13 protein-coding genes are annotated in these 13495 nt (G+C 46.0%); 8 read left to right on the top strand and 5 right to left on the bottom strand.

Translation table 11 applies throughout. The features are described 5' to 3' along the window. Positions 1-155 precede the first annotated feature (155 nt). The gene (locus ADP71_RS03885) at positions 156-800 is read left to right on the top strand and encodes a ParA family protein (protein ID WP_216604034.1); all 645 of its coding nucleotides are present in this window, start codon (positions 156-158) and stop codon (positions 798-800) included. 75 nt (positions 801-875) lie between these two features. On the opposite strand, the gene ADP71_RS03880 is transcribed toward ADP71_RS03885, so the two are convergent. Together ADP71_RS03880 and ADP71_RS03875 are read right to left on the bottom strand one after the other, a co-directional pair. Continuing rightward, positions 876-1682, bottom strand: coding sequence for a siderophore-interacting protein (locus ADP71_RS03880; RefSeq protein ID WP_104931544.1), 807 nt, complete (start codon positions 1680-1682; stop codon positions 876-878). Between the two features lie 62 nt (positions 1683-1744). Beyond that, positions 1745-3373: an ABC-F family ATPase gene (locus ADP71_RS03875; RefSeq protein WP_019958402.1), complete on the bottom strand. Its 1629-nt coding sequence runs from the start codon at positions 3371-3373 to the stop codon at positions 1745-1747. Positions 3374-3649: 276 nt separating this feature from the next. Here ADP71_RS03875 and dapA point away from each other — a divergent pair, with 276 nt between their 5' ends. The 7 genes from dapA (at position 3650) to ADP71_RS03840 (ending at position 8769) form a co-directional block, all read left to right on the top strand. Then, the gene (gene dapA, locus ADP71_RS03870; protein WP_104931543.1) at positions 3650-4525 is read left to right on the top strand and encodes a 4-hydroxy-tetrahydrodipicolinate synthase; all 876 of its coding nucleotides are present in this window, start codon (positions 3650-3652) and stop codon (positions 4523-4525) included. A gap of 19 nt (positions 4526-4544) precedes the next feature. After that, the gene (gene bamC / locus ADP71_RS03865; RefSeq protein ID WP_019958400.1) at positions 4545-5660 is read left to right on the top strand and encodes an outer membrane protein assembly factor BamC; all 1116 of its coding nucleotides are present in this window, start codon (positions 4545-4547) and stop codon (positions 5658-5660) included. A 49-nt stretch (positions 5661-5709) separates the two neighbouring features. Continuing rightward, the gene (locus tag ADP71_RS03860; protein ID WP_019958399.1) at positions 5710-5958 is read left to right on the top strand and encodes an NGO_0222 family membrane protein; all 249 of its coding nucleotides are present in this window, start codon (positions 5710-5712) and stop codon (positions 5956-5958) included. Next, positions 5942-6586: an RdgB/HAM1 family non-canonical purine NTP pyrophosphatase gene (rdgB, locus tag ADP71_RS03855; RefSeq protein WP_019958398.1), complete on the top strand. Its 645-nt coding sequence runs from the start codon at positions 5942-5944 to the stop codon at positions 6584-6586. Before ADP71_RS03860 ends, rdgB begins: the two co-directional genes overlap by 17 nt. Next, positions 6579-7748 (top strand): radical SAM family heme chaperone HemW, encoded by a 1170-nt coding sequence (gene hemW, locus ADP71_RS03850; protein ID WP_104931542.1) that lies wholly within the window; start codon positions 6579-6581, stop codon positions 7746-7748. Before rdgB ends, hemW begins: the two co-directional genes overlap by 8 nt. Before the next feature lie 21 nt (positions 7749-7769). Beyond that, positions 7770-8153 (top strand): RidA family protein, encoded by a 384-nt coding sequence (locus ADP71_RS03845; RefSeq protein ID WP_104931541.1) that lies wholly within the window; start codon positions 7770-7772, stop codon positions 8151-8153. A gap of 133 nt (positions 8154-8286) precedes the next feature. Beyond that, positions 8287-8769: a copper resistance protein NlpE N-terminal domain-containing protein gene (locus ADP71_RS03840; RefSeq protein ID WP_171460902.1), complete on the top strand. Its 483-nt coding sequence runs from the start codon at positions 8287-8289 to the stop codon at positions 8767-8769. Between the two features lie 65 nt (positions 8770-8834). Here ADP71_RS03840 and ADP71_RS03835 read toward each other — a convergent pair whose 3' ends face one another. The 3 genes from ADP71_RS03835 to ADP71_RS03825 are packed head-to-tail and all read right to left on the bottom strand — an operon-like array spanning position 8835 to position 13380. Continuing rightward, complete coding sequence (locus ADP71_RS03835; RefSeq protein WP_019958394.1) at positions 8835-9161, bottom strand: DMT family transporter; 327 nt, start codon at positions 9159-9161, stop codon at positions 8835-8837. Positions 9162-9210: 49 nt separating this feature from the next. Further along, a complete protein-coding gene (gene bioB, locus ADP71_RS03830) occupies positions 9211-10209 on the bottom strand; it encodes a biotin synthase BioB (protein WP_104931539.1) in 999 nt (332 codons plus the stop codon). A gap of 54 nt (positions 10210-10263) precedes the next feature. Then, positions 10264-13380, bottom strand: a complete 3117-nt coding sequence (locus ADP71_RS03825) for an efflux RND transporter permease subunit (protein WP_171460901.1) — start codon at positions 13378-13380, stop codon at positions 10264-10266. Positions 13381-13495: the final 115 nt, after the last annotated feature.

Genomic DNA, 13495 nt, shown 5'->3' with positions numbered 1-13495 from the left:
GTCATGAAATCAATGACCGTCTGATGACGCTGTTTTGAACACATTCTTGGCTACGACAAATCCAAAAGATGTCACATCCCCTTGCAAGAAAACAGACAGCCCACTGGCTTGACAGCTTCAATCAATGCTACTCTTGCTTTATTAATGACAAAAACATGAGTTTGCGCATGAAAACGATTTTGGTAGCAAATTTAAAAGGTGGCTGTGGCAAAACCATGACCGCCATTACCTTAGCCTCGGCTTTCGCTCAACAAGGCTTGCGCATCGGAATTGCCGATGCCGATCCTCAAAAATCGTCTTTGCAATGGCTCAAATACCGTCCTGAAAGCGCGGCTAAAATTGTGGCGGTGGATTGGCGCAATGAAAAATCTATTGGTCATGCGCCTGAAAATTTGGATTATTTGATAGTCGATGCGCCCGGTGCTTTATCAGGCGAGCATGCCGAACAATTAATCAGTGAAAGCCATGCCATTGTCACACCTTTGCAACCGTCTGTCTTTGACATCGACAGCACCAAACGCTTTTTAAAACATTTGAAAGACATCAAGCGCATTCGCAAAGGCAAAGTGCAGATTTTATTGTTGGGCAACCGTTTGCGCCCCAATACCCACAGTGCCGAGCAAATCAAAGCCTTTTTCCAACAAATCGAGCAAATACCTGCCGCTTTGATTTTAGAACGCAGCTGTTACGACCAATTGGCGCAACAAGGCTTGGCCTTATTCGATAAGCCACAAAAACAATACACCGACATTCAAGCGCAATGGCAACCTTTATTGAATAAATTGTTACAGGACGCTTGATGTCTCTTGTTTGGGCCACAAAAAAGCGTCCTGTAAGATTGACAGGACGCTTATCATCGAAGTCATTCGATGGTATCAATCATGCGGCTCATGATAAGCCGCCGTGCCTTTGTTCCAATAGCTGGCATGTTTGACATCGTCTTTGTCCCAACCATTGTTCCAAAACCACTCACGCAAAGCACGCACTTGCTCACGCTCACAGCCAATCCATACTTGCACATCATCCGTTGGCAAAGTCGCTTGCTGAACTTGCTCTAACAAAAAGTGCGCACTGGTCGCCGCAGCACCACGACGATACGCCCACACGACTTTCACATCAGCCGCACTTGGCAAAGGCACTTCGTCTGCTTCGCTGTTGATTTCAGCAAATACATACGCAGTACTGCCTTGTGGCAACTCGCTCAAGCGGCGGCGAATCGCAGGCAACGCTGTTTCATCGCCTACCAACACATAATGATTCACTTCCATTGACAAAACCAAAGCACCACGAGGACCTGCAATGGCGATTTCTTGTCCTAACTGCACATTTTTCGCCCATGTGGTCGCAGGACCTGCATCATGTATGGCAAACTCTAAACGCAAAGTTTGACCGACCAAATCAATGCCGGTCGGCGTGTATTCACGCACCGCAGGTTTTTCCACGCCCTCAGGATACGCCACGCCACGCTCACCAATTTGTGGCAATACCAATTGACCATCGGCATTGGGAAAAAATACTTTGATATGGTCATCAAAGCCATCGCTTTGAAACGTGTCCAAAGCCTCACCAGTAAAGGTAATGGCACGCAGACTTTGGCTTAAATCTTCAATTTTAGCCACTTGCAAACGGCGAATTTTGATATCGTAACGGATGCGTTGCGGCTTATTTTTAGTGCTAATCATTCTCACCTCAGCTTTCTTAAAAAGCGTCCTGTAAACATGTTACAGGACGCTTTGGGCAAAACTTACACGATGCCTTTTTTAGACAAATAGGTTTCGTAATCACCCATGAAGTAATCGTGACCACCTTCACCGTCTAATTCCAAAATTTGTGTCGCCAAAGAGCTCACAAATTGACGGTCATGCGATACAAAAATCAACGTGCCTGGGAATTTTTCCAAAGCCATGTTCAAAGACTCGATGCTTTCCATGTCCATGTGGTTGGTCGGCTCATCCATGATTAAGACATTGGGTTTTTGCAAAATCAATTTGCCATACAACATGCGACCTTTTTCACCACCTGACAACACGCGCACGTTTTTGGTCACATCATTGCTACCAAACAGCAAGCGACCTAAAGTACCACGAATCACTTGTTCGTCATCGCCTTCTAAACCCCATTCACGCATCCACGAAGTCAAGTCATCATTGGTATCAAAGTCTTTTTCATGGTCTTGTGGGTAGTAACCGATATTGGCTTTTTCCGCCCATTTAATGATACCTGCATCAGGTGTCACACCATCTGCATATTCTTCATCAAACGCACCTGCCAACAATTTGAGCAAAGTCGATTTACCCGCACCGTTAGGGCCGATAATCGCCAAACGCTCGCCCGCTTCCATAATAAAGTTGACTTTGTTAAACAAGGTTTTATCAAATGCCTTGCTCACGCCATCTAGCTCTACGGCATGGCGGTGTAGCTTGGCTTTTTCGTCTACTTCAAAGCGGATAAATGGATTTTGACGGGTAGAAGGTTTCACTTCGACCATTTCATCTTTAATCTTATCTGCTTGTTTCAAACGAGAAGTCGCTTGACGGGCTTTGGATTTGTTGGCTGAAAAACGCGCCACAAACTCTTGCAATTCTTGCAATTTTTCTTTGGCTTTGGCATTGTCTTTCATCGCGCGTTCCCGAGATTGGGCACTTGCCAACATGTATTCGTCGTAATTACCTGGGTAAACCGTCACTGTGCCATAATCGACGTCCGCAGTGTGTGTACACACTTCGTTCAAAAAGTGGCGGTCATGCGAAATAATAATCATGGTCGATTCGTATTGGTTCAATACATCTTCCAACCAACGAATGGTGTTGATGTCCAAGTTATTGGTCGGCTCATCCAACAACAATACATCAGGCTTAGAAAACAAAGCTTGCGCCAACAACACACGCAATTTAAAGCCAGGAGCCACTTCGCTCATGGTTGTATTGTGCAATGCTTCTTCAATGCCCACACCTGAAAGCAATGCACCCGCACGCGCTTCTGCGGTATAGCCATCGTATTCGGCAAACTTGCCCTCTAACTCAGCCGCGTGCATGTAATCGTCTTCGGTCGCTTCCATATTGGCATAAATGGCATCGCGCTCGGTCATGGCAGCCCACATTTCAGTGTGACCCATCATCACCACATCCAACACGCGCATGTCTTCATAAGCAAACTGATCTTGGCGCAATTTACCCAAACGAGCACCGTTTTCAATGGCCACCTCACCGCCGGTCGCCTCTAAATCGCCACCCAAGATTTTCATAAAAGTAGACTTACCAGAGCCATTGGCACCGATAAGACCATAGCGATTGCCTTCGCCAAACTTCACCGATACATTTTCAAACAAGGGCTTAGCGCCAAACTGCATGGTCAAATTATTCGTGCTGATCACGTGAGAGTGTCCTTCAAAAAACGGTTAATCAATATAACGGCGTATTTTACCACGTTATATCTGAATATTGCGGTATATAGGTGTTTTGACGTATGCTTCTTAGATAAAATAAATCAACTGTTTAAGCAAAGTTCTTGTGTTTTTTAACTTAACTTAAACCATTAATAATGCTTTGAATGTGTGGCAAGATTCAAAAATACGCTACAATTGCCCACATTTATTTTATCAATTCGATTGTTTCTAACCCCATTATTTGGTTGTTATAAGGCTTACAACATGATTAAAGGCAGTATTGTTGCCATCGTTACCCCGATGCATGCAGATGGTGCAGTGGATTTTGAACGTTTTAAAACCTTGATTGATTGGCACATTGACAATGGTACTCAAGCCATCGTCCCAGTAGGCACCACTGGTGAAACTGCCACATTGAGCATGGAAGAGCATTTGGCTGTGGTAGAATGCGCAGTCAAGCACGCCAATAAACGCATCCCTATCATTGCTGGTGCAGGCGCCAACAACACTGCAGAAGCGATTCATTTGTCTAAAGAATGTGAACGTTTGGGTGCAGATTACACTTTGTCAGTGGTTCCTTATTACAACAAACCTTCACAAGAAGGCATTTACCAACATTTCAAAGCCATTGCACAAGCGGCTGCCATTCCTATGATCATTTATAATGTTCCAGGACGCACAGTAGTAGATATGAGCAATGACACCATTTTACGTTTGGCAGAAATTGACAATATCGTGGGTGTCAAAGAAGCTTCAGGCGATATTGGCCGTGCTTGTGATTTGATCAAACGTGCACCTGAAGGCTTTGCTTTGTACTCAGGCGATGATTCTAGCGCCTTAGCATTTTTATTGTGTGGTGGCGATGGCATCATCAGCGTCTGTGCCAATGTTGCACCGCGTGAGTTCAGCGATATGTGCCAAGCCGCTTTAGAAGGCGATGTCATCAAAGCACGTCAATTGAACAATCCATTGCAATCATTGCATGTGGACATGTTCTGCGAAGCCAGCCCTGCACCTGCCAAATGGGCGATGGCTCAATTGAACATTATTGAATCTCATGTGCGTTTGCCTATCTTGCCAATGACCACGGTAGGCGAAGAGAAAGTACGTGCGGCCATGCAAGAAGCTGGTTTAATTTAATCCCAATTTAGAGGCATAGATGAAAAAAACCATACAACTGACTGTCGCAGCGACTGTATTATTGAGTTTAACGGCTTGCTCAAATAGCAACAAAGACACATTAAAATATGAATCGACCGTCAAAGCAAACCAAGTTCGCTTAGATGTGCCACCTGATTTAACCAATCCCAATCAAGGTGACCGCTATGTCATTCCAACCGGTTCTGGTGCAGTTCGTGCCAGCGACTTAAATCGCAGCCAAGGCCAAACCACTCAAGCTGACTCACGCATTTTGGCACAAGTGGCCAATGTCCATATGGTCAGCGATGGTGCTCAACGCTGGTTGGTGATGGATGGCGTCAATGCTCAAGAAATCTGGCCTCAACTGAAAGTTTTCTGGCAAGAAATGGGCTTCACCATCGGCAACGAAGAGCCTGCCATTGGCTTTATGGAAACCGATTGGGCTGAAAACCGTGCCAAGCTGCCCAATGATGGTTTCCGCTTCTTGTTAGAAAAAGTCGGCTTGGGTAGCATTTATTCAACTTCTGAGCGTGACAAATTCATTTCTCGCATGGAGCGCACTGACAAGGGCATCCGTGTGGCATTTGTTCACAAAGGCATGGAAGAAGTTTATAACAGCCGTAACAAAGACAACACGGTATGGCAGCCTCGCAACAGCGATGTGAATTTGGAAGCGGCATTTTTAGGTCGCTTCATGCACCGTTTTGGTCAAAATGAAGCCCAAATCAAACAGCAATTAGAACAAACTCAAACCAATCCCATTCAAGAGTTTGCACGCATCGAGGGTAAAAGCTTGATTGTGCGTGGCGATGCTGAACGCAATTGGCGCCGCATTGGCTTGGCTTTAGATCGTGTCGGTTTAACCGTTCGTGACATTGAACCATCACAACGCATTTATATTGTGCAACCGACTTCAGCCGAAAGCGAAGCCGTCAGCACTGAAAAACCTGGCATGCTCAAACGCATGTTTGGCAGCAAAGCCAAAGCAGCAGCACCTGCACGTGAAAACTTGGTTGTCAAATTAACTGCCATTGAAGGTGGTGATCGCTTAGTAGTCTTAGACCGTCAAGGCTCACCGTATCAAGGCAGCGATTTGAGCCAAATTTTGAGCCGTTTGCAAACGGAATTGCGTTAATTCTTAACCCAGAAATACAAGGCAGCGTCATGCTGCCTTTTTTAACTTTATGAAAATCAATCCACTTAGACGCGCTTTATTGGCCGTTTTATTGTTCACCATTTTATTTGCACTGTTGATGGTGACAGCGGCTTATTTGTGGACGCACGATGGCCAACGCATGGCAATGGTGTGTTTTATTGCCGCCTTCATCGCCATGTTGTGTCAAATCGGCAGTTTCATGTTATTTGTGCGCCACAAGCAATTGCAAGCGATGGCACGCAAGCAAAAGGAAAATCAAAATGCTCAATCACAATGAAATCGTTTTGGCCAGCAACAATGCCGGCAAATTGCGTGAGTTCAAAGCTTTTTTTGAACCTTATGGCATCACCGTATTGCCACAAAGCCAATTTGATGTGCCCGATTGCCCTGAACCATACCATACGTTTGTGGAAAATGCGTTGGCCAAAGCCCGCCATGCCAGTGCGCTTACAGGACGCCCAGCTTTAGCGGATGATTCAGGCATTTGTGCTGCCGCTTTGAATGGTGCACCGGGCGTGTTTTCAGCCCGCTATGCAGGCGAACACAAAAGCGATTTGGATAACAATGCCAAACTGTCTGAAGCTTTGCGCGAACACAGCAACAAAAACGTTTGGTATGCTTGCGTGTTGGTGTTGGTGCGCTCACCTGAAGACCCACAACCGATTATTGTTGATGGCGTGTGGGAAGGCTGTTGGCAAGAAGAAGCCCAAGGCGAAAATGGCTTTGGCTACGACCCTCATTTTTTAGTCACCGAATACAAACAAACTGCCGCAGAAGTATCGACTACTTTGAAAAATCGCATCAGCCATCGTGGTCGTGCGATGTTGGCTTTGATGCAAAAAATGGATGAGTTATACCATTTCCACGGTTTGGATGTTCCAGAAAAAGCGTTTTTCAATGATTGAGTTTCACCCTTTAGGCAGCGGCCTGAAAGCCCTGCCGCCTTTGTCTTTGTACATACACACACCTTGGTGCGTACAAAAATGTCCGTATTGTGATTTCAATTCACACCAGTTTTCAGGTGCCGCTTTACCAGAAGATGCGTATGTCGATGCTTTGTTGCAAGACTTAGAACAAGAATTGCCTTACGTTTGGGGTCGTTCAGTAGAAACGATTTTCATCGGTGGTGGCACACCAAGCGTGTTTCAGGCCGCTTCTATTGACCGTTTGCTAGCAGGCGTGCGCGCGCGTATCAAAGTGTTGCCAACGGCTGAAATCACGATGGAAGCCAATCCAGGCACGTTTGAACAAGAACGTTTTGCAGGTTTTGCCGATGCTGGCATCAATCGTTTGTCTTTGGGCGTGCAAAGTTTTCACCCTGAACATTTAAAAATCCTAGGGCGCATTCACGATGACAAACAAGCCAAGACTGCCATCGAAGCCGCTTTGAAACTGTTTGAACGCATCAATATTGATTTGATGTATGCCTTGCCCAATCAAAGCATAGCCCAAGCTTTAAACGATGTGAATACGGCAATGGCTTTGGGTGCGCCACACATTTCCGCCTACCAATTGACACTAGAGCCTAACACCGCTTTTGGCCATACGCCGCCTGCGAACATGCCTGATGACGATCATTTGATTGACATTGAAGAAGCGGTGCATGGTGCTTTGTTTGAACATGGGTTTACACGTTATGAAACATCAGCGTTTCAGCGCGATGGTAAAATGGCACGCCACAATGTCAATTATTGGCAGTTTGGCGACTACATCGGCATTGGCGCAGGTGCACATGGCAAGATTTCTTACCACGACCGCATTGAGCGCACTGTGCGTGTGCGCCATCCCAAAGATTATTTCAATGGCATCAAAGACGGTTCTACAACCAAACGTGACGCAATCGACAAAGCCGCTTTGCCGTTTGAGTTTATGATGAATGCTTTGCGCTTACAACAAGGTGTACCCAGTCATTTGTACACCGAACGCACAGGCTTAAACTTTGGTACAATCGCCCATGCCCTCAAGCAAGCCACCGAACAAGGCTTGCTAGAAGCCAACCCTACACGTTTGCAAGCAACGCCATTGGGGCAGCGCTTTTTAAACGACTTATTGCAGTTATTTTTATAATCCCTTTTTAAAGGAATGAACATGAGCAAACAAATCATTCACACTGAAAATGCCCCTGCAGCCATCGGTGCTTATTCTCAAGCCGTTCGCGCTGGCAACACTGTTTGGATTTCAGGTCAAATCCCTTTGGTTCCAGCAACCGGTGAAGTGGTTGAAGGCGGCTTTGCAGAACAAACCGAACAAGTGTTCAAAAACTTGGCAGCAGTCATTGAAGCGGCTGGCGGCACGTTTGACCAAGTGGTGAAAGTGAATGCTTACTTGACCGACTTGTCTAACTTTGCCACTTTCAACGAAACCATGGCCAAATACATGAACCAACCTTATCCAGCTCGTGCCGCTGTTGGCGTGTCTAGCTTGCCTAAAGGCGTGTTGGTTGAAGCGGAAGCGATTTTGGTTTTAGAATAATCAGCCATTGATTTTGCATACAATAAGCGTCCTGTAAACTTTACAGGACACTTTTTTATAAGCAGCTGCAAACCATCGAACTTTTGACTATGATTTGGGTTTAAATGAATGCTTATCTTTGTGAGAAGAAGCCATGAAAACCTTGTCTTTTGCACTGGCTTGCAGCTTCTTTTTAGCCGCCTGCCAATACCGCACCCATGCCCAAATCGCCGCCAATCACGCCCGCCACCAAGACCACGACCACATGCGTGAACACCTTGCCTATTCCATGACAGGTGACACCGCAGAAAACAGCTTGGATTGGGCAGGTTTATATGTCGGTCACATTCCTTGTCCTGAGTGTGATTCCATCCGCATTGATTTGGAACTGCGCCCTGACAAAACCTATCATTTACAAGAACAACATCTCACCGAAAATCGAATTCATCACCAACAACAATTTACAGGACGCTTTGAATTCGATGCCAGACAACCTTCACTCATTCGCCTTGATGCTCAAGCGGCGCAACGCATTTTTTTCATTGGTGAAGGCTATGCCGAAGCTCGCAACCGACAAACAGGTGCGCCATTGTCGAATGAGCGAAGTTATCGCATTGCACAAATCAAAGCCTATTAAGCACCATCAAAAAGCGTCCTGTAAACGTTTACAGGACGCTTTTTGATGGCTTTAGCAAGATAAAATCAATGTCCTGCTTTAGAAAACAATTGAATGACAATGACGCCCGCCAAAATCAAGCCCATGCCCAGCAAAGCAGGTAAATCCAAGCGTTGTTTGAAAAAAACCCACGCCACCGCTGAAATCAAGACAATGCCCATGCCCGACCAAATGGCATAAATCACACCTGTAGGCAAGGTTTTCATCGTCAAAGACAAAAAGTAAAACGACACACAATAGCCAACAACCGCCAAAATCGATGGCCACAAATTGCTAAAGCCATTGGAGGCTTTCAAAGCCGAAGTCGCAATCACTTCAGCGATGATTGCCACTGTCAATAATACCCATGCCATTGTTTGCTCCATGATTTGCGTTTACAGATTATCTTGTTTGCTGCCAACATCACTCAGTTCTGGTTTGTGGCTGCAAATCCAATTTGTCCATCAATATTCTGTCCACATCGTCCGCAGGATTTTCTGTGGTCAACAATACATCGCCATAAAAAATAGAATTGGCGCCCGCCATAAAACACAAAGCTTGTGTGGATTCTGACATGCCACTGCGACCTGCCGACAAACGCACATAACTTGTTGGCATGATGATGCGTGCCACAGCAATGGTGCGCACAAATTCGGTCCAATCCAAATCGTCAGCGTCCGCCAATGGCACGCCTTCGACTTTGACCAATTGATTAATCGGTACCGATTCAGGCTGCGGCTCTAAATTGGCCAAACTGGCTAACAAGCCCGCACGGTCTTTGCGCATTTCTTGCATACCAATAATCCCACCACAACACACTTTCATACCCGAATGTCTGACTTGCCCTAAGGTATCCAAACGGTCTTCGTATTGGCGAGTGGAAATAATATCAGCATATTTATCTGGCGCGGTGTCCAAATTGTGGTTGTAATAATCCAAACCTGCGGCTTGTAACTGCGCCGCCATATCTTCTTTGAGCAACCCAAACGTCCCACATGTTTCCAAACCCAAAGCTTTGACCGCTGCAATCATCTCGGTCAATCGCGACATGTCTCGTTGGTGTGGTCCGCGCCACGCTGCGCCCATACAAAAACGGCTTGCACCGCGTTCTTTGGCAATTTTGGCTTTGGCCACCACATCATCCACAGGCAAAAAAGCTTGTTTTTCTAAGCCAGTATCGTGATGTGCAGACTGAGGGCAATAAGCACAGTCCTCAGGGCAACCCCCAGTTTTGATGGATAACAAACTGGACAATTGAATTTCATTGGGATTGAAATGTTCACGATGCACTTGCGCGGCACGAAACACCAAATCCATGAACGGCAAGTCATACAATGATTCCACTTCACACACCCGCCAATATTGCGCACGGGCATGAAAATGAGCTGGAGACTGCAAATGTAATTTCACTTCAGACTGCATTGACCACACTTCCTCTGTTCATTCAAAATAAGTCCAAGCTCAGTATCCAAATGATTATGATGACGAAGACACCTTGCTTTCAGGACGCTTGATTAGACTTCTGATCCACACAAAAAACAAAGGCACAAACAATAAGCCTAATAGGGTAGAAACTACCGTACCCCCTAAAACCGCTGTACCAATAGCAATGCGACTGGCAGCCCCTGGTCCTGTGCTGATTGCTAAAGGCAACACACCCAAGCCAAACGCCAGCGAAGTCATGATGATGGGACGCAAACGCAAGCGGGCAGCTTCGGTTGTTGCCTCCCACAGTTTCATACCACGTTCTTGCAATTGCACGGCAAATTCTACAATCAAAATGGCATTTTTTGCCGCCAATCCCACAGTGGTTAACAAACCGACTTGAAAGAATACATCATTATGTAAGCCACGCACAAACGTTGCCAGCAGCGCACCTAAAATACCCAAAGCCGCCGCTAAAATCACGGCCAATGGAATGCTCCAACTTTCATACAAAGCCGCCAAACATAAAAACACAAATACAATCGACAAGGCATACAACAATGGCGCTTGGCTGCCTGCTTTTTGCTCTTCTAAAGAGCCGCCTATCCATTCAAAATCAAAACCATTAGGCAATTGCGCCATGATGCGAACCACTTCTGCCATCGCCTCACCCGAACTCACGCCCTCACCAATATTGCCCATCATTTCCATAGACAAATTGCCATTGAAACGCATCAATTGTGGCGGTGCAAGCGTCCATTCTAAATGGGTAAAAGTCGACAAAGGAATCATTTGTCCCAAGGCATTGCGTACTTTCCATTGCCCAATGTCTTCAGGCGCCATGCGATACTGTGCATCGGCTTGAATGTAAACCCGTTTGATACGGCCATTGTGAATGAAGTCATTCACGTAAGAGCCACCCAAAGCTTCACTGAGCAAACGATTCACATCTTGTGTGTTAATTTGATGGGCAACGGCTTTTTGATCATCAAAAATCACTTGCAATTGGGTACGGTCATCTTGGTTGGTCGCACGCACACCGCGCAAATATGGGCTTTGTTGGCTCAACGCAATGAATTGGTCTTTCGCCGCGACCAAAGCTTCATAGCCCCCACCATTCATGTCTTTAATCACAAAACTCACGCCCGTTGCTGAGCCCAAACCTCGCACTGTCGATGGCAAGCTGACAAAAATTTTGGCATCGCTGCGTTTTTTCAATTCACGGCTAACACGTTGCTCCAAAGCAGAAGCCGATTGGTCTTTGCCTGTACGTTCATCCCAAGACTTCAAACGGGCATACAAACGAGCCGAACCTTGATTGCCGCCCAAACCAGTAATGGCATGTACCAATTCCACTTCAGGCTGCGCTTCCAAATAAGTACTGACTTCAGACACAACGCGCTGCACACGGACATCGGTTGCACCTGCGGGCAAAGTGATGTTCACACTCAAAGAGCCTTGGTCTTCTTCCGGTAAAAACGAAGATGGCAAATACCAAAAGAGCCCTGCACACAAGGCTAAAATACTGACAAATGCGGCAAACATCAGTTTAGAGCGCTGCAGCAATGCCTGAACAATCGTTTGATAACGCACAGACACATTGTGAAACATGCGATTGAACCATATGAAAAAGCGTCCAAACAAACCATAAGAATGATGCGAATGTGCTTTGGCTTTGAGCATGGTCGCGCACATGGCAGGTGTCAGCGTTAACGCCACCAGTACCGAAAACGCCATCGCAGCAATGATGGTCACTGCAAATTGACGATAAATCACACCTGTTGAGCCGGGGAAAAATGCCATCGGTACAAATACTGCCGACAAAGTCATGCCCACACCAATCAAAGCCGATGAAATTTCTTGCATGGATTTTTGCGTGGCAGCTTTGGCATCTAAACCCTCTTCATGCATCACCCGCTCCACATTTTCCACCACCACAATCGCATCATCAACCAACAAGCCAATTGCCAACACCAAAGCAAACATGGTCAACGTATTGATGGAATAACCAAACAGCGCCAACACGCCAAATGTTCCCATCAATACCACAGGCACGGCAATAGTCGGAATCAAAGTGGCGCGCCAATTTTGCAAGAACACATACATCACCACCACCACCAAAACGATGGCTTCCAACAAGGTTTTGATTACCGCATTGACAGAAGCACGCACAAAAGGCGTCGAGTCTTGGCTGACATATGTTTTCATACCCAAAGGAAAATTGGGTTCCAATGCTTGAATTTTTTGCATGATGGCGTCCGATGCATCCAAAGCATTGGCACCATCTGCCAAAATAATGCCTACTGATGCGCCCGTTTGACCATTAATTTTGGTTTGGACGTTTTCAGATTCTGCACCCAAAACCACACGCCCAACATCTTTAATTGTCACCACAGAACCATCTGGCTTGCTTTTTAAAATGATGTTTTCAAATTGGTCGACTGTTTGCAATTTGGTACGTGCTTGAATGGGCACGTTCAACATTTGCTCAGCCAGCGATGGCAATTGTCCTAATTGGCCAGCAGAAACTTGATTGTTCTGCACATTAATCGCAGCACTGACATCCGATGGCATCAATTGGTATTGTTCTAAACGGTTGGGGTCTAACCACACTCGCATGGCATAAGGACTGCCATAAAGCTCAACTTCCGCCACGCCATCGATTCGAGCAATCACATCGTTGACATTGCTCGACAAATAATCGCCTATGTCGACTTTGCTCACTTTAGGGTCGTCCGATGTGAACACCAAGGTCATCAAGCTGTCTTGGCCACCTTTGGTCACGGTCACGCCTTGGCTTTGCACCGATTCAGGCAAGCGCGGAACGGCTTGTTGTAACATGTTTTGTACTTGCACTTGGGCAATATCGATATCGATGCCCGGAGAGAAAGTTAAAGTGATGCGTGCGCGTCCTGAAGAATCACTGGTTGACTGCATGTACATCAAGTTGTCTAAGCCTTTGAGACGCTGCTCTATCACTTGTACAACTGAGTCATTAACCGTTTCAGCAGAGGCGCCATTGTAGTTGGCGGAAATAGAAATTCGTGGTGGTGCGATGTCGGGATATTGCTCTAAAGGCAATGAGAAAATAGAAAGGGCACCTGCAAATGTGATAAAAATTGCCAATACCCACGCAAAAACCGGTCTTTTGATGAAAAATAAAGCCATAATCAATCGTGTCGTTTCATGAAATGAGAAAATAACAAGCCGCCAACACACGACTGTTTGTCACCAATTGTAACCTATTCTCATTTACATCATCATGGCTAATCGTATTTTTACC

The organism is Vitreoscilla sp. C1 (assembly GCF_002951955.2).
GTDB lineage: Bacteria > Pseudomonadota > Gammaproteobacteria > Burkholderiales > Neisseriaceae > Vitreoscilla > Vitreoscilla stercoraria.
Note: the sequence above shows the minus strand (reverse complement) of the source record. Positions and strands in the feature narration are given on the sequence as shown.